Annotated in this window: 18 protein-coding genes; 11 read left to right on the forward strand and 7 right to left on the reverse strand. The window is 57.7% G+C overall.

The window, feature by feature from the left end; genetic code table 11:
* Positions 1-40: 40 nt before the first annotated feature.
* Positions 41-1,378, forward strand: coding sequence for a carbohydrate porin (locus TU74_RS10410; RefSeq protein ID WP_047277050.1), 1,338 nt, complete (start codon positions 41-43; stop codon positions 1,376-1,378).
* A 98-nt stretch (positions 1,379-1,476) separates the two neighbouring features.
* Complete coding sequence (locus tag TU74_RS10415; RefSeq protein ID WP_047295019.1) at positions 1,477-2,340, forward strand: D-hexose-6-phosphate mutarotase; 864 nt, start codon at positions 1,477-1,479, stop codon at positions 2,338-2,340.
* A 40-nt stretch (positions 2,341-2,380) separates the two neighbouring features.
* On the opposite strand, the gene TU74_RS10420 is transcribed toward TU74_RS10415, so the two are convergent.
* A complete protein-coding gene (locus tag TU74_RS10420) occupies positions 2,381-3,241 on the reverse strand; it encodes a MurR/RpiR family transcriptional regulator (protein WP_169835829.1) in 861 nt (286 codons plus the stop codon).
* A gap of 209 nt (positions 3,242-3,450) precedes the next feature.
* On the opposite strand from TU74_RS10420, the gene zwf reads away from it, so the two are divergent.
* The 3 genes from zwf to TU74_RS10435 are packed head-to-tail and all read left to right on the forward strand — an operon-like array spanning position 3,451 to position 6,303.
* On the forward strand, positions 3,451-4,920 hold the full coding sequence (gene zwf, locus TU74_RS10425) for a glucose-6-phosphate dehydrogenase (RefSeq protein ID WP_047277044.1): 1,470 nt from the start codon (positions 3,451-3,453) through the stop codon (positions 4,918-4,920).
* A complete protein-coding gene (gene pgl, locus TU74_RS10430; RefSeq protein WP_047277042.1) occupies positions 4,907-5,620 on the forward strand; it encodes a 6-phosphogluconolactonase in 714 nt (237 codons plus the stop codon). The genes zwf and pgl overlap by 14 nt, the downstream gene beginning before the upstream one ends.
* A gap of 17 nt (positions 5,621-5,637) precedes the next feature.
* Positions 5,638-6,303, forward strand: coding sequence for a bifunctional 4-hydroxy-2-oxoglutarate aldolase/2-dehydro-3-deoxy-phosphogluconate aldolase (locus TU74_RS10435; protein WP_047277040.1), 666 nt, complete (start codon positions 5,638-5,640; stop codon positions 6,301-6,303).
* 99 nt (positions 6,304-6,402) lie between these two features.
* On the opposite strand, the gene TU74_RS10440 is transcribed toward TU74_RS10435, so the two are convergent.
* Both TU74_RS10440 and TU74_RS10445 read right to left on the reverse strand, forming a co-directional pair.
* A complete protein-coding gene (locus TU74_RS10440; RefSeq protein WP_048376388.1) occupies positions 6,403-7,590 on the reverse strand; it encodes an aminotransferase class V-fold PLP-dependent enzyme in 1,188 nt (395 codons plus the stop codon).
* A gap of 13 nt (positions 7,591-7,603) precedes the next feature.
* Entirely contained in the window at positions 7,604-7,840 is a 237-nt protein-coding gene (locus TU74_RS10445) for a DUF3820 family protein (RefSeq protein ID WP_047278153.1), read from the reverse strand.
* Positions 7,841-8,049: 209 nt separating this feature from the next.
* On the opposite strand from TU74_RS10445, the gene TU74_RS10450 reads away from it, so the two are divergent.
* Positions 8,050-8,517 (forward strand): ferritin-like domain-containing protein, encoded by a 468-nt coding sequence (locus TU74_RS10450; RefSeq protein WP_047277035.1) that lies wholly within the window; start codon positions 8,050-8,052, stop codon positions 8,515-8,517.
* Positions 8,518-8,572: 55 nt separating this feature from the next.
* On the opposite strand, the gene TU74_RS10455 is transcribed toward TU74_RS10450, so the two are convergent.
* Both TU74_RS10455 and TU74_RS10460 read right to left on the reverse strand, forming a co-directional pair.
* Entirely contained in the window at positions 8,573-9,043 is a 471-nt protein-coding gene (locus tag TU74_RS10455) for a MaoC family dehydratase (protein WP_047277033.1), read from the reverse strand.
* A 72-nt stretch (positions 9,044-9,115) separates the two neighbouring features.
* The gene (locus TU74_RS10460) at positions 9,116-10,060 is read right to left on the reverse strand and encodes an alpha/beta hydrolase (protein ID WP_048376390.1); all 945 of its coding nucleotides are present in this window, start codon (positions 10,058-10,060) and stop codon (positions 9,116-9,118) included.
* Between the two features lie 209 nt (positions 10,061-10,269).
* On the opposite strand from TU74_RS10460, the gene fadD2 reads away from it, so the two are divergent.
* Both fadD2 and fadD1 read left to right on the forward strand, forming a co-directional pair.
* Positions 10,270-11,958: a long-chain-fatty-acid--CoA ligase FadD2 gene (gene fadD2 / locus TU74_RS10465; RefSeq protein ID WP_048376392.1), complete on the forward strand. Its 1,689-nt coding sequence runs from the start codon at positions 10,270-10,272 to the stop codon at positions 11,956-11,958.
* 350 nt (positions 11,959-12,308) lie between these two features.
* A complete protein-coding gene (gene fadD1 / locus TU74_RS10470; protein ID WP_047277026.1) occupies positions 12,309-14,000 on the forward strand; it encodes a long-chain-fatty-acid--CoA ligase FadD1 in 1,692 nt (563 codons plus the stop codon).
* A gap of 55 nt (positions 14,001-14,055) precedes the next feature.
* On the opposite strand, the gene TU74_RS10475 is transcribed toward fadD1, so the two are convergent.
* Positions 14,056-14,436 (reverse strand): hypothetical protein, encoded by a 381-nt coding sequence (locus TU74_RS10475; RefSeq protein WP_047277025.1) that lies wholly within the window; start codon positions 14,434-14,436, stop codon positions 14,056-14,058.
* Positions 14,437-14,636: 200 nt separating this feature from the next.
* Between TU74_RS10475 and TU74_RS10480 the strand changes: the two genes are divergently transcribed.
* The 3 genes from TU74_RS10480 to def all read left to right on the forward strand — a co-directional run bounded on the left by TU74_RS10480 (position 14,637) and on the right by def (position 16,517).
* The gene (locus tag TU74_RS10480) at positions 14,637-14,828 is read left to right on the forward strand and encodes a CsbD family protein (RefSeq protein ID WP_047277023.1); all 192 of its coding nucleotides are present in this window, start codon (positions 14,637-14,639) and stop codon (positions 14,826-14,828) included.
* 193 nt (positions 14,829-15,021) lie between these two features.
* Positions 15,022-15,975, forward strand: a complete 954-nt coding sequence (locus TU74_RS10485; RefSeq protein ID WP_047277021.1) for a YihY/virulence factor BrkB family protein — start codon at positions 15,022-15,024, stop codon at positions 15,973-15,975.
* Positions 15,976-15,977: 2 nt separating this feature from the next.
* Positions 15,978-16,517 carry a peptide deformylase gene (def, locus tag TU74_RS10490; RefSeq protein WP_047277019.1) on the forward strand — a complete coding sequence of 180 codons (540 nt, stop codon included), beginning with the start codon at positions 15,978-15,980 and terminating at the stop codon, positions 16,515-16,517.
* A 46-nt stretch (positions 16,518-16,563) separates the two neighbouring features.
* On the opposite strand, the gene TU74_RS10495 is transcribed toward def, so the two are convergent.
* Positions 16,564-16,974, reverse strand: a complete 411-nt coding sequence (locus tag TU74_RS10495; RefSeq protein WP_048376394.1) for a GNAT family N-acetyltransferase — start codon at positions 16,972-16,974, stop codon at positions 16,564-16,566.
* Positions 16,975-17,288 lie beyond the last annotated feature (314 nt).

Below are 17,288 nucleotides of genomic sequence, written 5' to 3' on the forward strand. Positions count from 1 at the left end.
GTTAAACAAAGCCAATAAGAAACCAACGAGGATCCAAGGGATGAACAACACAATGACCCGCACCCGTCTGGCCTGCCAACTGTCGGTGATGGCCGCACTCAGCCTGGGTGCAACCGGCAGTTATGCAGCCGACGCGTTCAGCGCCGACTCGAAATGGATGACCGGCGACTGGGGCGGCGAGCGGACCAAGTTGATCGAGCAGGGTATCGACATCAAGGCCGATTACGTCGGTGAGGTGGGGGCCAACCTGCACGGGGGTTACAACCACGACAAAACGGCGCGCTACAGCGATCAGTTTGGTTTGGGCGTGGCCTTGGACCTGGAAAAACTCTGGGGATGGGATAACACCCAAGCCAAGATTCAACTGACCAACCGTAATGGTGAAAACATCTCCAATGACCGCGTCGGCGATCCGCGTGCCGGCACGTTGAGTTCATCGCAGGAAGTCTACGGCCGTGGCCACATGGTGCGTCTGACCCAGCTGTGGATCCAGCACCAGTTCCTGGAAGGCAAGCTGGACGTCAAAGCGGGGTACTTTGGCGAAGGCGAGGATTTCAACACCTTCCCTTGCGACTTCCAGAACCTGGCGTTCTGCGGCTCCCAGGTGGGCAACTGGGCCACCAACATCTGGTACAACTGGCCGGTCAGTCAGGCGGCGTTGCGGGTCAAGTACAACATCACGCCCGAGCTGTATGCGCAAATCGGTGCCTACAACCAGAACCCGTCGCAACTGGAACACGGCAACGGCTTCAAGCTCAGTGGCAGCGGCACCAAAGGTACCGTGCTGCCGGTTGAATTGGTGTGGTCGCCCAAGGTCAATGAGTTGCCGGGCGAATACCGTGTCGGTTATTACAAAAGCACCGCCCCGGCGGATGACGTGAAAGTCGACCTCACCAATGATGGCCAAAGTTACCGCGTGCGTGACAGCAAACACGGTTACTGGTTTGTCGTGCAGCAACAGCTCACTCAGCACAATGGTGACCCCACCCGCGGCCTGCACGTAGCCGCCAATGCCACCTTCCATGACAAGGCCACCAACATCGTCGACAACTACCAGTCGCTGATGTTTGTGTACAAAGGCCCCTTCGATGCGCGTCCAAAGGATGACATCGGTATTGGTGCCGCCCGTATTCATGTCAACGATGACGTGAAAAAAAGCGCTGAGCTGATTAACGCATCCATCGGCGCCACTGACTACAGTGACCCGCTGTACTCGCCTCTGCGTTCCACCGAGTACAACTACGAACTCAACTACGGTTTCCACGTGACCAATTGGCTGACCGTGCGTCCAAACCTGCAGTACATCACCCATCCGGGGGGTGTGGACAAGGTGGATAACGCACTGGTCGCCGGGCTGAAAATTCAGTCGACGTTCTGATCGCGCCAAGCTTGCGCTTTATCTAGCGGGTAGCCTTGGCTATCCGCTTTTTTTCGGGTCGACCCAACCCGACGCATGATTTTTCAGGATTGCGGCACATGCACGAGCATCCGCTTCATCGCTTTTTCAAGTCCAAACGTGAACAGCCCGTCTTTCAGTGGGAGCGCTTTCAGCAGCGCGACGTGCTGGTAATCGATCACCCGCATTGTCAGGCCGTGTTCAGCCGTCAGGGCGCGCAGTTGTTGCACTTCAAACCGACGGGGCAAAAGCCCTGGCTGTGGTGCGCGGCGAAATGGCCGCAGGTGGGCGCCATTCGCGGTGGTGTGCCGATCTGTTGGCCCTGGTATGGCCGTCATCCAAGCGAAAATGCCTGGCCGTCCCATGGGTGGGCGCGGTTGATTGACTGGAAGTTGCTGGACAGTCATGCCGACGACGAAGGCGTGAGCCTGCACTGGCGTTTGCAACTGTGCGACTGGCAAGTGGACCTGCACGCCCGCTTGGGTGAAAGCATGACGCTGCGCCTGAGTACCGAACACCAGGACGACGCACCTTGCCACATGAGTCAGGCACTGCGCGCCTATTGGCGTATTGGTGACGTTGCTGAGGTAGCGCTGTCCGGGCTGGACGGGGTGGTGGGTTATGACCAGTTGAATCGTGAACCGTGCGAACAAAAAGGCGAGTTGCGGGTGGAAGGCGGTTGCCAGCGCGTGTTTCACCACGACGGTGAAATGCAACTCAACGATCATGCCTGGCAGCGTGCGCTGAGCATTGATACAGGCGACAGCGGCAACACCGTGGTGTGGCACCCCGGCAAACGGCCGCTATTGGGCGTCAGTTGGAGTGAAGTCATGGGGTTTGTGTGTGTCGAATCCACCAGTGGTGGCACCCGGCACCAGAGCCTGGCGCCGGGTGAGCAAGCGCATTTGAGCCTGCATGCCCGGGCGGGGTTATGTCATGCCTGATGAGCCTGCGGCTCGCGCTTGGACTTGACCGGCCCGGCGCTTACTCCAGCTCATCGCCCACCGGGTAACGGCTGGCGTTGAGGCTTTCTTTGATCTTGCGCAGGTGCGGCTGGAAGTCGACGCCACGGCGCAGGGTCATGCCGGTGGCCAGCACGTCCAGCACGGTCAGCTGGATAATGCGCGACGTCATGGGCATGTAGATGTCCGTGTCTTCGGGCAGCGGAATATTCAGGCTCAAGGTGCTGGCTTTGGCCAGGGGCGAGTTTTCAGCCGTCAAGCCCAGCACAGACGCGCCATTGGCCCGTGCAATGCGCGCCACTTCAACCAGTTCTCGGGTGCGCCCTGTGTACGAAATAATCACAAACAGCTCGCCCGTGTGGGCCACCGACGCAATCATGCGTTGCATCAACACGTCGGCGTGGGCCGTCACCGCCAAATTGAAGCGAAAAAACTTGTGCTGTGCATCCAGCGCTACCGGGGCCGAAGCACCCAGGCCGAAAAAGTGGATCTGTCGGGCCTGAATCAACAGGTCTACGGCGCGACTGATCAGATTGGGGTCCAGCGCCTGGCACGCGCTGTCGAGCGAGGCGATGGCGCTGCCGAAAATTTTCTGGGTGTAAGCGGCGGGGTTGTCGTCCGCTTCCACGGCACGGCTGACATACGCGGCGCCGCTGGCCAGGCTTTGCGCCAGTTGCAGCTTGAGCTCGGGGTAACCGCTGACGCCGAACGAGCGGCAGAAACGGTTGACGGTCGGCTCGCTGACCGACGCAGCCTGGGCCAGCGCCGCAATGCTGAAGCGGGTCGCTTGCTGCGGGTTTTGCAGAATGACCTCGGCCACCTTACGCTCGGCCTTGTTCAGCTCTTCGAGGCGGCCTTTGATTTGTTCGAGTAGATTGCGCACGCGGTCCATTTATGTTCCTTGGGGCGTCGATGCAAAAGAGCCGCATGCGAATGCGGCGCTGAAAGGTGGCCTATCCTACTGTTGGCCCGATACCACCACTAGTAGCAATCTGCATTTAGAGAAAATGTTGTGTTTATTACTACATTTCTCCTTGAGTGATGCCTTGAAAAAAGGTATTTGTAGCTTAACTTGATAAAAGAACCAACATCATGTCTTCGATTACGGTTGAACCGTGCACCTTTGCCTTGTTTGGCGCCCTTGGCGATCTGGCGTTGCGCAAATTGTTCCCTGCTTTGTATCAACTGGATCGCGCCGGTTTGCTGCATGACAACACGCGGATTCTGGCGTTGGCTCGCGAGCCGGGCGACGCACTCACGCATCTGGCCCATATTGACAGCCAGTTGCGCCAGTACGTGGGCGACAAGGAAATCGAAGATCAAGCCATCGGCCGCTTTTTGGCCCGATTGAGCTACCTGCATGTGGACTTTCTCAAGACTGACGATTACGTGGCGCTGGCCGAACAGGCGGGTACCGCACAACGCTTGATCGCCTATTTCGCCACCCCGGCGGCGGTGTACGGGGCCATTTGCGAAAACCTGTCCCGCGTTGGCCTGACTGAAAACACCCGCGTGGTGCTTGAAAAACCGATCGGCTCGGACCTTGAATCCTCGCGCAAGGTCAATGACGCCGTGGCGCAGTTCTTCCCCGAGAACCGCATCTACCGCATCGACCATTACCTGGGCAAAGACACCGTTCAAAACCTGATCGCCCTGCGCTTTGCCAACAGCCTGTTTGAAACCCAGTGGAACCAGCGTTACATCTCCCACGTGGAAATCACCGTGGCGGAGAAGGTCGGGATCGAAGGGCGCTGGGGCTACTTTGACAAGGCCGGGCAACTGCGCGACATGATCCAGAATCACCTGTTGCAGCTGTTGTGCCTGATCGCGATGGACCCGCCTGCGGACCTCTCGGCCGACAGCATTCGCGACGAGAAGGTCAAAGTGCTCAAGGCGCTGGCGCCGATTACCCCGGAGGGTCTCACCACCCAAGTGGTGCGCGGCCAGTACATCGCCGGTTACAGCGAAGGGCAGTCGGTGCCGGGCTACCTGGAGGAAGAAAATTCCAACACCCAGAGCGACACCGAAACTTTCGTCGCGCTGCGGGCTGATATCCGCAACTGGCGTTGGGCGGGTGTGCCGTTTTACCTGCGCACCGGTAAGCGCATGCCACAAAAGCTGTCGCAGATCGTCATCCATTTCAAAGAACCTTCGCACTACATCTTCGCCCCGGAGCAGCGTCTGCAAATCGGCAACAAGCTGATCATTCGCCTGCAACCGGACGAAGGCATTTCGTTGCGCGTGATGACCAAAGATCAGGGCCTGGACAAGGGCATGCAACTGCGCAGCGGGCCATTGCAATTGAATTTTTCCGACACGTATCACAGTGCTCGGGTCCCGGACGCTTACGAGCGTCTGTTGCTGGAAGTCATGCGCGGTAACCAAAACCTGTTTGTGCGCAAAGACGAAATTGAAGCGGCATGGACATGGTGCGACCAGTTGATCGCCGGCTGGAAGAAGTCTGGCGATGCGCCCAAGCCTTACGCGGCGGGCTCCTGGGGACCGATGAGTTCCATTGCCCTGATTACCCGAGACGGGAGGTCCTGGTATGGCGATATCTGATTTGAAACTGCCTGAAGGCGTCATTGCGCACACCTTCACATCACCGGCGGTATTGGCCGATGAACTGGCCGCGGCTGTGGCCGTGCAATTGACCGACGCGATTCAACAGCAAGGCACGGCCACGCTGGTGGTGTCGGGCGGTCGCAGCCCGGTAGCGTTTTTTCACAGCCTGATCAAACAGCCTGTCGACTGGTCGCGCGTGGTGGTCAGCCTGGCCGATGAGCGCTGGGTGCCGGTTGAACACGCCGACAGCAACGCCGGCTTGCTTAAAAAACACCTGCTGCAAGGCCCTGCAGCCAAGGCCCGCTTCGTGGGGCTGTACAACGTGGCGGCCAATCTGGAAGAGGCCGCGCAGCAGGCCGATCGCCAGTTGGCCGAGTTACCGCCAATTGACGTGCTGATCCTCGGCATGGGCGATGACGGTCACACGGCCTCGCTGTTCCCTGACAGCCCGAATCTGGCCAGCGCACTGGACCTCAATAACCAGCGCCGCTGCTGGCCGATGCTGGCGCCGACCGTGCCGCATCAGCGCCTGAGCATGAGTCGCAGCCTGCTGAGCAGTGCAAAGCACACTGTGCTGTCGATTCAGGGGCCGGCCAAATTGAACACCCTTAACACGGCGTTGGCTGGCGATGATGTTGCTGCCCTGCCGATTCGAGCCTTTCTGCAACCTACGTTAGAGATTTACTGGTGCCCATGAGCCAAGGATCAGCTGCCATGCAAACAACCACCCCGAACGTTTCGATGGCTGAGAAAGTCGCCCTGATCGATGCGCTGTGTGCCAAGGCCCGGATCCTGCCGGTCATCACCATTGCGCGTAAGCAGGACATCTTGCCGCTGGCCGATGCGCTGGCCGCGGGCGGTCTCAATGCCCTTGAAGTGACCCTGCGTTCGGAGTTCGGGCTGGAGGCGATTCGCATCCTGCGCGACCAGCGCCCGGAGCTGGTGACGGGCGCTGGCACCATCCTGGACCGCCATATGCTGGCAGCAGCCGAAGAAGCCGGCTCGCAATTCATCGTCACGCCGGGCATCACCCGCGACCTGTTGCAAGCCAGTGTGGCCAGCGACATTCCACTGCTGCCGGGTATCAGCAATGCGTCGGGGATCATGGAAGGCTACGGGCTGGGGTATCGCCGTTTCAAATTGTTCCCAGCCGAGGTCAGCGGTGGCGTTGCCGCCATCAAGGCGCTGGGCGGGCCGTTCGGTGAAGTGAAGTTTTGCCCGACCGGGGGCGTCAGCCCGGCCAACATCCGCAGTTACATGGCGCTTAAAAACGTCATGTGTGTAGGCGGCAGCTGGATGCTCGACAGCGAGTGGATCAAAAACGGCGATTGGGCCCGCATCCAGGAATGCACAGCGGAGGCGCTGGCGCTGCTGGACTGAGGGTTGTTTCACGAATGTGTTGTGTGTTCTACGGTTTTTCGGTGCGCTTGGTCGGCGCACCTTTTTTTTGCCTGTGTGTTTTGCCGTGAGGCGCGATTGTTAGCCCACAGCCAGCTCACGCAACGCCCGGATCAATTGATGGATGTCATCCTGCGTCGTGGCCATGCCCACGGTGATGCGAATGCAACTGCCGCACGCCGAGCCATTACGCGCCACAATCAATAGGTTGTAGTCCTTGAGCAGGCGCTCGACCATCGGCTGCTGATCGTCCAGGTGGGTAAAGCGCAACGAGGTGATGGCGCAATACAGGCGCGGGTCGTCGGGCGTCAGCACTTCGATACCCGGCAGCGTGCGCGCTTCACCCACCCACAGATCGCGCAGGGCCTTGAGGCGCTCGCCCTTGGCCCTGGAACCTCCCAGGTCGAGGTGTTCTTGCAGCACTTTGGGCAGGCTCAACCACGCCGGAATGTTGGGTGTTCCGTATGGGGCACGGTTGCGGATGTCCGGTTCCGGGTAGTGCTGGCTGCCCATGTCCGGCGCAATGTCGGCCAACCGCTGCGGGTCGATGTACATAAAGCCCAGCGTCAATGGCGCACCGATCCACTTGTGCAAGTTGAAACCGGCAAATGCCACCCCCATGCCCGACAGGTCGAAGTCGATCTGCCCCAGCGCGTGGGCGCCGTCCAGAATGACATCGACCCCATGCTCTTTCGCTAATTCGATAATCGCCTGCACCGGCATCACCAGCCCTGTGCGATGGGTGACGTGGGTCAGGGCCATCAGTTTGATGCGCGGGTGTTGCGCAAAGGCTTCTCGATAGCCGTTGAGCAGGCTCTCGTACGTGGCGGGGTGGGCATGGGTGATTTCAATCATCTCCAGCCCGCGTTGCTGTGCCACCCAGCGCATGGCGTATTCGACGCTGTGGTATTCGAGGTCGCAGATCAGCAACTGGTCACCGGGCTGCAAGCCTGTGTAGTTGCGGATCAGCGACTGCAAGGCGTCCGACGCGCGGTTGGTCAGGGCAATACTGGCGGGCTCGACCTTCAGCACATCGGCCAAGTGAGCACGGATTTCAAGGCTTTGCGTGTCGTCGAAGCGCTGACGCACGTGCACTGAGTTGCTGCGGTTAATAAAGTCGACCTGACGCTGGTAGTCCTGCGCGACGCCGCGAGTCATGCGTCCAAAGTAGCCGTTCTCAAGATTGATCGGGCCGGGGGCCACGTCGTAGCGTTGAGCGATGGCGTGCCAGAAGTGTTCGTCGCGGGCGTTGTCTTCAATCCTTGGCATAGGGGGCGCTCTGTCAATGGCGAGGTTTGGGTTTTCCGTGTTTGGCGCGCAACGGGTCAAGCAGATCGGACAGCCCGTTGTGATCGATCTCTTGCATCAAGGCCAGCAAGCCACCCAGCTCTCCATGGGGGAAACCTTCGCGGGCAAACCAGTTCAGGTACTGGCCGGGCAAGTCAGCAATGAGCCGGCCTTTGTATTTGCCGAACGGCATTTCGCGGGTTACCAGCAGTTCGAGTTTTTCGGGGTTCATGGTTCGGCCTTTTCTGGCGTGAAACGTTGATCTGGAAAATACAGGCATTCTGCATGCAGGCCAATTGACAGATCATGCAAAAAAACCGGATACAGAAGTTCAGTTAATTATTAAGTCATTGTTTTTAAAGGGTTTTATAAAAATTAAAAGTCTGGCACGGGCCATGCAATCTCAATTGCACGATCCTCAACCTTGTAAGGAATTGAACAATGACTGACATCAATAAAGAATCCATCAAAGTTTTGAACGATCTGATCGAAACCAGCAAAGACGGCCAGGAAGGTTTCAAAACCTGTGCAGAAGACATCAAGCACCCTGAACTCAAAGCCCTGTTTGCCAAGCGTTCCGCTGATTGCGCAACCGCCGCCGCTGAACTTCAGGCAGAAGTGCGCAAACTTGGCGGCGACCCGGAGACCAGCACCAGCGTTGCCGGTGATTTGCACCGCCGTTGGGTGGACGTGAAGTCCATGTTTACCGGTAAGGATGAAGAGGCTGTGCTGAACGAAGCCGAGCGCGGTGAAGACCATGCGCTGAAGGCTTACAAAGAAGCCCTTGAGAAAATCACCAAGCATAACCTGCTGGGTATCCGTGACCTGGTAGAGCGCCAGTATCACGGCGTACAACGCAATCACGATCAGGTGAAAGCGCTGCGCAATCAGGCGCGTGCTCAGTCTTAAGTACAGGCTGAAATGAAAAAACGCCGGTTGTCCGGCGTTTTTTTATGCGTGTCATTCAGCCAATGCTGATGGCGGGCAAGGTGGGCAGGGTGACGGTCTGTTGCTTGCGCGGGGCGAGGATTTCGGCCTCACCGTCCACCACCAGTTCGTCGCGCTGATTGAATACGCGGGTGGCAATACGGACGCGAAATTTTGGCAGTTTTTCCAGGATTTCCAGGCGTACGGTCAGGGTGTCGCCAATCTTCACCGGTTTTTGGAAGCTCATTTGCTGACCGATGTAAATGGTGCCGGGGCCGGGCAACTCGCAGGCGACGGCCGCGCTGATCAGGGCGCCGCTGAACATGCCGTGCGCAATGCGCTCCTTGAACATGGTTGCCGCGGCGAACTCCGGGTCAAGGTGGACCGGGTTGTGGTCGCCGGACATGGCCGCAAACAGTTGAATGTCACGCTCTTCCACAGTTTTGCTGTAACTGGCCGTCTGGCCGACTTCGAGAGCTTCGTACGGGGTGTTGGTAACTTGAGTCATCGAGCGCATGTCCTGTGCCGGTTTTAATTGCAAGTTTTTGATTCTAATAACTTTTTTAATGATGTTGGGTGTTCATTCGCTGCGCGCGGGCCGTGGGTGAGTCAGTGCCTGTTCGAGCCAGGCAATCACGTCGGCCATCACCGCATCGCGATTGGTTTCATTAAACAGTTCGTGCCGCGCCTGGGGGTACACCTTCAGTTGTACCGACTGATTGCCCGACTGGCGCAAGGCATTGGCCAAGTCAGTGAGACGCTTGCCTGCACTGACCGGATCACATTCCCCGCCAATGATCAGTATTGGCAGGCTCGCGTCGATCTGCGACAGGTTCGCGGGTGTGCTGATTTGCTGCAAACCGCCCAACAGATCGATCCAGAACTGGTTGGTACAGCGAAACCCGCACAACGGATCTGCCGCGTAGGCATCGACCTCGCCAGGGTCGCGGCTGAGCCAGTCATAGCGGGTGCGATTGGGCTTGAAGGCTTTGTTGAATGAACCGAACGACAGCCAGTCGATCAGCGCACTGCGCCCCGTTGGCCCCTGGCGCCAGCGTTCAAAGCGGGCAATCAGGCTGGCCGCGCGGTAGAGCATGGCCGGCTGGAAGTTCGACGCACTGAGGATCGCGCCGTGCAGGCTGGCGCTGTGGTGCAGCAAATAAGACTGAGCGACGTAACTGCCCATGCTGTGCCCCAGCAAAAACACCGGAACACCGGGATGTGCCTGATTGATGTGCTGTTGCAGGGTGGCCACGTCGCTGACCACGGCACACCAGCCGTCGTGACCGGCAAAATAGCCCGGCGTGCCGCGCTCGGCGGTCTTGCCGTGGCCGCGCTGATCGTGGGCGTACAACCCAAAACCGGCACCGCACAGGGCGTCCCCCAGCCGTGCATAGCGCCCGCCATGTTCCGCCATGCCATGGGCCAGCAACACAATGGCTTTCGCTGCGCCAGCGGGCAGCCAGCGATTGACGAAAAGACCGGTGCGGTCATTTGCATCCAGCCAAAAACTGTCCGTGGTCATGGTGAGTCCTTCCTCGCGAGTCGTAGCAGTGTATAGCGCATTTGCGCGCTGGCCACTCAACCGGCGGCGTCGCAGCAAAACAATTCAAGATGTAAATGGCGAAGATCGCTGTATTTGCCTACTACTTGAGAACTGTTAACGTCCGCAGGTTCCGCTTTTTAGTGCATGAAAGAGGCGGCCAGACTGGCTCAGGTAAGAGGATAAAAACAATGCAACCTGATTTCTGGAATGACAAACGTCCCGCCGGTGTACCGCTGGACATCGATATGACGGCTTTTACGTCGGTCGTGGATGTGTTTGAACGCTCCTGCAAGAAATTCGCCGACCGGCCCGCTTTCAGCAATTTGGGGGTGACCCTCACGTATGCCGAGCTTGAGCGTCACAGTGCGGCATTTGCCGGGTATTTGCAGCAGCACACCGACCTCAAGCCAGGTGACCGCATTGCGGTGCAAATGCCCAATATCCTGCAATACCCCATCGCGGTATTCGGTGCGCTACGTGCCGGGTTAGTAGTGGTCAACACCAACCCGCTGTACACCTCCCGTGAAATGCGCCATCAGTTCCAAAGCGCCGGTATTCGTGCGCTGGTGTACTTGAACATGTTCGGCAAGCGGGTGCAGGAAGTCTTGCAAGACACCGAGATCGACTACCTGATTGAAGCCAAAATGGGCGACATGATGCCCGCGGTTAAGGGCTGGGTGACTAACCTGGTGGTCGACAAAGTCAAAAAGCTGGTACCGGCCTACAACGTGGCGCAGGCGGTGTCTTTCAAAACCGTTTTGCACCGTGGCGCCGGTCAGCCGCTTCATGCCCTGAACGCGACCCTGGATGACATTGCCGTGCTGCAATACACCGGTGGCACCACCGGTTTGCCCAAAGGCGCGATGCTCACCCACGGCAATCTGGTTGCCAATATGCTGCAAGTGCGAGCGTGCCTGTCGCAGCATGACGCCCAGGGGCAGTCGATCCTGCGCGACGGACGCGAAATCATGATCGCGCCGTTGCCGCTCTACCATATCTATGCCTTCACCGCGAATTGCATGTGCATGATGGTCACCGGCAACCACAACGTACTGATTACCAACCCGCGTGACATCAAGGGGTTTGTCAAAGAGCTGAGCAACTGGCGCTTCACGGCGTTTCTGGGGCTTAACACGTTGTTCGTGGCGTTGATGGATCACCCGGATTTCAAGGCGCTGGACTTCTCCGGGCTTAAAGTCACCAACTCCGGCGGTACGGCTTTGGTCAAGGCCACGGCCGAACGGTGGGAGAAACTCACCGGTTGCCGCATCGTCGAAGGCTATGGCCTGACCGAAACGTCGCCGGTGGCCAGCGCCAACCCGTGTGGTTCGTTGGCACGGCTGGGCACGGTGGGTACGCCAGTGCCGGGCACTGCGATGAAAGTCATCAGTGACGACGGGGTCGATCTCGGGGTGGGGGAGCGAGGCGAGTTGTGCGTCAAGGGCCCGCAGGTAATGAAAGGCTACTGGCAAAATCCGCAAGCCACCGCGGAAGTACTCGACGCCGAAGGCTGGTTCAGAACCGGCGATGTGGCGGTGATTGACCCGGACGGATTCGTGCGCATCGTGGACCGCAAAAAAGACCTGATCATCGTGTCCGGTTTCAATGTGTACCCCAACGAAATCGAAGACATCGTCATGGCTCATCCGAAAGTGGCGAACTGTGCGGTCATCGGTGTCCCGGACGAGCGCACCGGGGAGGCGGTCAAATTGTTCGTGGTGGCACGTGAGGGCGGCGTCACGGTTGAAGAACTCAAGGCCTACTGCAAAGACAACTTCACCGGTTATAAAGTCCCCAAGCAAATCGTGCTGCGCGAGTCATTGCCCATGACCCCGGTGGGCAAGATTTTGCGCCGTGAGTTGCGTGATATCGCCTGATTCGTTCAACCAGGCGACAAACGCCCGTTTACGCGACGTGAACGGGCGTTTTTATTCGTCTCCATTAATAAGACCTGCATGCCGCCTCCGCCCGGAGAGGCCCGGAATAGAAGGGGTTTGAACGATATTGAGTTTTTATTCTAATGATGACTTAGGATTGTCCTACAGTCAGGTTGGTTACTTTGAAGCCCACTTTTGGCTCTAGGCGGCCTTTGGCAAAGCTGCTACTCTCGGCGCGCTTTGTGACTTCTCGGTAAGTAAAAAGCCAGAGTTATCAATTATAAAAATCAAACAAATAATAACCGCATCAAATGCGGTGAAGAATTCGCGTCGCTGAGGAGTGGGCTTCCATGTTTGAAGGCTTTTGGAAGGATAAGTACCCAGCTGGGATTGCTGCTGAAATCAATCCGGACGAATATCCAAATATCCAGACGGTACTGAAACAATCTTGCCAACGCTTCGCCGACAAACCGGCGTTCAGCAACCTTGGCAAAACCATCACCTACGGTGAACTGTACGAATTGTCGGGTGCCTTTGCGGCCTATCTGCAACAGCACACTGACTTGCAACCCGGCGATCGCATCGCTGTTCAACTGCCTAATCTGCTGCAATACCCCATCGCTGTGTTCGGAGCCATCCGCGCCGGCTTGATCGTGGTCAACACCAACCCGCTGTACACCGCGCGGGAAATGGAACACCAATTCAATGACTCGGGCGCCAAGGCGCTGGTGTGTCTGGCGAACATGGCGCACCTGGCCGAAAAAGTCGTGCCCCAAACGTCCGTCAAATACGTATTCATCACCGAAGTGGCCGACCTGCTGTCTCCGTTCAAGCGCGTGCTGATCAACAGCGTCATCAAGTACGTGAAAAAAATGGTGCCGGCCTATCACTTGCCCAATGCCATCAAGTTCAACGATGTGCTGAGCAAAGGGCACGGCCAGCCGGTCAGGGATGCCAACCCGCCGAGCAGCGATGTGGCCGTGCTGCAATACACCGGTGGCACCACCGGCGTGGCCAAGGGCGCGATGCTGACCCATCGCAACCTGATCGCCAACATGTTGCAGTGCAAGGCGCTGATGGGCTCCAACCTCAATGAAGGTTGCGAAATCCTCATCACGCCATTGCCGCTTTACCACATCTACGCGTTCACCTTTCACTGCATGGCGATGATGCTGATCGGTAACCACAACGTGCTGATCAGCAACCCCCGTGACCTGCCGGCCATGGTCAAAGAACTGTCGAAATGGAAGTTCAGCGGTTTCGTGGGCCTGAACACCTTGTTTGTGGCGCTGTGCAACAGCGAAGCATTCCGCAAGCTGGACTTCTCCGCGCTTAAAGTCACGTTGTCGGGCGGCATGGCCTTGCAGTTGTCCGTGGCCGAACGCTGGAAAGCCGTGACCGGCTGCCCGATCTGCGAAGGCTACGGCATGACCGAAACCAGCCCAGTGGCGTCGGTCAACCCGATTCAGAACATCCAGGTCGGCACCATCGGTATTCCGGTCCCGTCGACCCTGTGCAAAGTCATCAACGATGCCGGTGAAGAGTTGCCGCTGGGTGAAGTGGGCGAACTCTGCATCAAGGGCCCGCAGGTCATGAAAGGGTACTGGGAGCGCCCTGACGCCACCGACGAAATCATGGACAGCGAAGGCTGGTTGAAGTCGGGTGACATTGCCATCATCCAGCCGGACGGCTACATGCGCATTGTCGATCGCAAGAAAGACATGATCCTGGTCTCGGGCTTCAATGTGTACCCCAACGAGCTGGAAGACGTGATGGCCTCGCTGCCGGGCGTGCTGCAATCAGCGGCCATCGGCATCCCGGACGAGAAAACCGGCGAGTTGATCAAGGTCTTCATCGTGGTCAAGCCGGGCATGACGCTGACCAAGGAGCAAGTGATGGCGCACATGCGTGCCAACCTGACGGCTTACAAGGCGCCGAAAATCGTTGAATTCCGCGATTCATTGCCTACGACCAACGTGGGCAAAATCCTGCGTCGCGAGTTGCGTGACGAAGAACTGAAAAAGCTTGGCCTGAAAAAGTAACCGCCCGAATACGACAAAGCCCCGCCATGCGGGGCTTTGTCGTTTGTGCAACGGGTTACTTTTGCAAGAACTGGGCGAAGTTCACGCCCGTGCCGGTCGGGCGTACGTCCTGCAAGAACGAATCCTTGTCAGCGCTCAGTTCCAGGCTCATGGTCGGCGTGCGCTTGTGGGTGGCGCGTACCACCATGCCTTCACGTTTCTCGCGCAGAAACGCCGTGGTCACTTTCAGGTGCAGCAGTTCATCAGTGCTCGGCGTGTGCAGCAGCAGGTGCACCCATTCGTACTGACCAACGGCCAGACGGGCCAGTGGGATGTCGAACCACCAAATATTCTTGTTGGTGTTGAGTGAGGCGAAGTGACCGTTGTTAACGCCGATCACTGCACCGCCAAGTGCCTGGTTTCTGCGAGCAATGGCCTGCTTTTTATCGAGTTTCATAACCTTCCTGTCTTTCTGGATCTTCAGCGCCTGAGCCTGAATACGTCGCGCATTCTCGGGGGTTCGCGGGCAAACATAAAGCCCAACCTGCGCCGGGCGATGAAATGACCCACAGAAAATAAATGAAACTCCTCCGTAAAGCGTCAGGTCAATCCTAATGTCGAGTTAATGACATCCGAAATTTCACTAGGAGAAATCCCATGAGCAGCACTGGCGATAAGATCAAAGGCATGGCGAACGAAGCAGTAGGCAATGTCAAACAAACGGTTGGCAAAGCCACTGATAACGACAAACTGCGCGCAGAAGGCAAAGCCCAGGAAGTGAAAGGCGAAGGCCAGCAGGCGGTGGGCAAGGCCAAGGATGCGGTCAAGAAGACCGTCGACAAAGCCTGAACAGCGCTGGATCCTGAGGGCAATTGATTTGCCTGAAGAAATAAATGACGGCCATCCAGTGATGGCCGTTTTTACACGTTGGGCGCGGACCTGTTTCCAAAGTCGCCAACTCGACTACTTTTGAGGTAAAACCCCCACCTGAAGTTGTTGTATGGCTTGTAAACCCTCTCATTGAGCGGCGAAAGGAGACGCTATGTTATTTCCGGTCTTGAATGGCCTGCCGTTGGGCAAAGTGTTGATCCGTACGGTCAAGGAATTCATTGACGATGAGATGTCGACGTACGCCTCTGCGTTGGCCTATCAAATGTTGTTTTCGTTGTTCCCGTTCATTCTGTTTCTGATCGCGCTGATCGGCTTTTTGCACCTGCCGGACTTCTTCAGCTGGCTGCGCCTGCAATCCGAACTGGTATTGCCGCCGCAGGCGCTGGAACAGGTCAACCCGGTGATCGACCAGTTACAACAGTCCAAGGGCGGTTTGCTCTCGGTGGGTATTGTGATTGCCTTGTGGACCGCCTCGGCCGGTGTGCGCCTGATGATGAGCGCCATGAACGCGGCGTATGACGTGGTAGAAGGGCGGCCTATCTGGAAGCGTTTGCCGCTGTCGATTTTTTACACCATCGGTCTTGCGGGCATGTTGCTGGCTGCCGCCGCGTTGATGGTGCTGGGCCCGCAAGTGATGAGCTGGCTGGCGGGGCAGGTCGGGCTTGAAGAATTTGTGGTGACGCTGTGGACGATCCTGCGCTGGCCGGTGATCGTGCTGCTGATGATGGTTGCCGTGGCGGTGATGTATTACGTGATGCCCGATGTCGAACAGAAGTTTCGTTTCATTACACCGGGCTCGGTATTGGCCGTGGTGGTGTGGATCGCCGCGTCGTTGGGGTTTGCCTTTTACGTCAAGACGTTCGCTGATTACAACGCCATGTACGGCAGCATCGGGGCAATCATCGTGCTGTTGTTGTATTTCTACATCTCGGCAGCCGTGCTGCTACTGGGGGCAGAAATGAACGCAGTGATCGAGCACATGTCCGCCGAAGGCAAGGACCCGGGTGAGAAAACGTTCGATGAAGCGGACGATCCCAATCCCAAGCAACATGTTTCCGGCCTTGGCCGCGACCATTCCCTTACATCCCCCTCAGATGAAGCCTGACTATGATTCGTGAAATTTTGAAAATGGGCGATGAACGTCTGCTGCAGGTCGCCAAACCTGTGCCGGATGACATGTTCGACTCGCCCGAGTTGTGGCAATTGATCGATGACATGTTGCAAACCATGGAACATGCCGGTGGCGTCGGTCTGGCTGCGCCGCAAATCGGGGTGGATCTGCAACTGGTGATTTTCGGGTTCGAACACAGTGAGCGTTACCCGGATGCCGAGGCGGTGCCGCAGACCATTCTGATCAATCCGCTTATCACGCCGTTGAGTCCGGAGGTCGAAGAGGAGTGGGAAGGGTGCTTGTCGGTGCCGGGTTTGCGCGGCGCGGTGGAGCGTTACCAACGGATCCGCTACGAGGGCTTTACGCCCAAAGGCGAACCGGTTGTGCGCGAAGCGCAAGGGTTCCACGCACGGGTGGTGCAGCATGAATGCGATCACCTGATTGGCCGCCTGTACCCGTCGCGGATCAAGGACTTCAGCAAGTTCGGTTATATCGAGGTGCTATTTCCGGAGCTGGAGCCTGGCACGCTGGAGTAAACGTCCTGCCTCTGTGGTGGCTGCCTCGTTTTTGTTGAGGCAGCGACTACATGCCGATCCCCAGCGCGACCATCGCTTTGTTACGTTGGTAACGCACCAGCCGCTCATGCAAGGCATGGGGCAGTCGGGTATCGAGCGAGAACCCCAACCTTTCATAAAAGCCCTGCAACCCTGGGTCGCAAAACAACCAGACCGGCCCGTCGCAGGCCGACACCGCGCGATCAATCAGCGTCGCCGCGACACCTTGTTTGCGCCACTCGGGCGCGACAAACACACCCGTCAACCAATAGCCGTTTGCCACAGGTCGCAGGCACAGCCCGGCGATGATTTCTTCTTGCCGCGCCACCCACACTTGCGCGTCTTTGACCGCTTTCATTGACGACTGATGGTGGCGGTAAAACTTGTTCATCAATGGCCATAAAGGCGCATCGAGCAGGCTGTAGACAAGGGTGGTCATGTGGGAACTATCGGTGGAGAAGTCGGGCGCCAGTATATACAAAGGCCTGTGGCGCATCCCGCATCGTCCGTTTGGGAACGTTTTGCAAAATGGGCGGTGCGCCGCAAATTGATGGCCTTTTGCTTGCAACCCTTCATTGGCTGGCTATGCTCATTAATTACGGGGCGCGAATAACGAATGCTTGAATCCCCCGAGGTGCGCCTGGCTCCAGCGGCATGAGCCTTGCAAGCTGATGGTTTGTTGTGTCTTGAAGCCTATGACGTATCAATAGACAGCATCTCCAGGGATTGAGCCATGTTCGATTTACATCGCAA

It is taken from the genome of Pseudomonas lundensis (genome assembly GCF_001042985.1).
In the GTDB taxonomy this organism is placed as follows: domain Bacteria; phylum Pseudomonadota; class Gammaproteobacteria; order Pseudomonadales; family Pseudomonadaceae; genus Aquipseudomonas; species Aquipseudomonas lundensis.

What these genes read in the sequence shown, in the direction of transcription:
- TU74_RS10440 (WP_048376388.1), bottom strand. Translation starts at nt 7,590, where the DNA reads ATGCCAAGGATTGAAGACAACGCCCGCGACGAACACTTCTGGCACGCC.
- TU74_RS10480 (WP_047277023.1), top strand. Translation starts at nt 14,637, where the DNA reads ATGAGCAGCACTGGCGATAAGATCAAAGGCATGGCGAACGAAGCAGTA.
- TU74_RS10495 (WP_048376394.1), bottom strand. Translation starts at nt 16,974, where the DNA reads ATGACCACCCTTGTCTACAGCCTGCTCGATGCGCCTTTATGGCCATTG.
- TU74_RS10445 (WP_047278153.1), bottom strand. Translation starts at nt 7,840, where the DNA reads ATGAACCCCGAAAAACTCGAACTGCTGGTAACCCGCGAAATGCCGTTC.
- fadD1 (WP_047277026.1), top strand. Translation starts at nt 12,309, where the DNA reads ATGTTTGAAGGCTTTTGGAAGGATAAGTACCCAGCTGGGATTGCTGCT.
- TU74_RS10435 (WP_047277040.1), top strand. Translation starts at nt 5,638, where the DNA reads ATGCAAACAACCACCCCGAACGTTTCGATGGCTGAGAAAGTCGCCCTG.
- TU74_RS10450 (WP_047277035.1), top strand. Translation starts at nt 8,050, where the DNA reads ATGACTGACATCAATAAAGAATCCATCAAAGTTTTGAACGATCTGATC.
- def (WP_047277019.1), top strand. Translation starts at nt 15,978, where the DNA reads ATGATTCGTGAAATTTTGAAAATGGGCGATGAACGTCTGCTGCAGGTC.
- TU74_RS10485 (WP_047277021.1), top strand. Translation starts at nt 15,022, where the DNA reads ATGTTATTTCCGGTCTTGAATGGCCTGCCGTTGGGCAAAGTGTTGATC.
- TU74_RS10460 (WP_048376390.1), bottom strand. Translation starts at nt 10,060, where the DNA reads ATGACCACGGACAGTTTTTGGCTGGATGCAAATGACCGCACCGGTCTT.
- fadD2 (WP_048376392.1), top strand. Translation starts at nt 10,270, where the DNA reads ATGCAACCTGATTTCTGGAATGACAAACGTCCCGCCGGTGTACCGCTG.
- TU74_RS10455 (WP_047277033.1), bottom strand. Translation starts at nt 9,043, where the DNA reads ATGACTCAAGTTACCAACACCCCGTACGAAGCTCTCGAAGTCGGCCAG.
- TU74_RS10410 (WP_047277050.1), top strand. Translation starts at nt 41, where the DNA reads ATGAACAACACAATGACCCGCACCCGTCTGGCCTGCCAACTGTCGGTG.
- TU74_RS10475 (WP_047277025.1), bottom strand. Translation starts at nt 14,436, where the DNA reads ATGAAACTCGATAAAAAGCAGGCCATTGCTCGCAGAAACCAGGCACTT.
- zwf (WP_047277044.1), top strand. Translation starts at nt 3,451, where the DNA reads ATGTCTTCGATTACGGTTGAACCGTGCACCTTTGCCTTGTTTGGCGCC.
- pgl (WP_047277042.1), top strand. Translation starts at nt 4,907, where the DNA reads ATGGCGATATCTGATTTGAAACTGCCTGAAGGCGTCATTGCGCACACC.
- TU74_RS10415 (WP_047295019.1), top strand. Translation starts at nt 1,477, where the DNA reads ATGCACGAGCATCCGCTTCATCGCTTTTTCAAGTCCAAACGTGAACAG.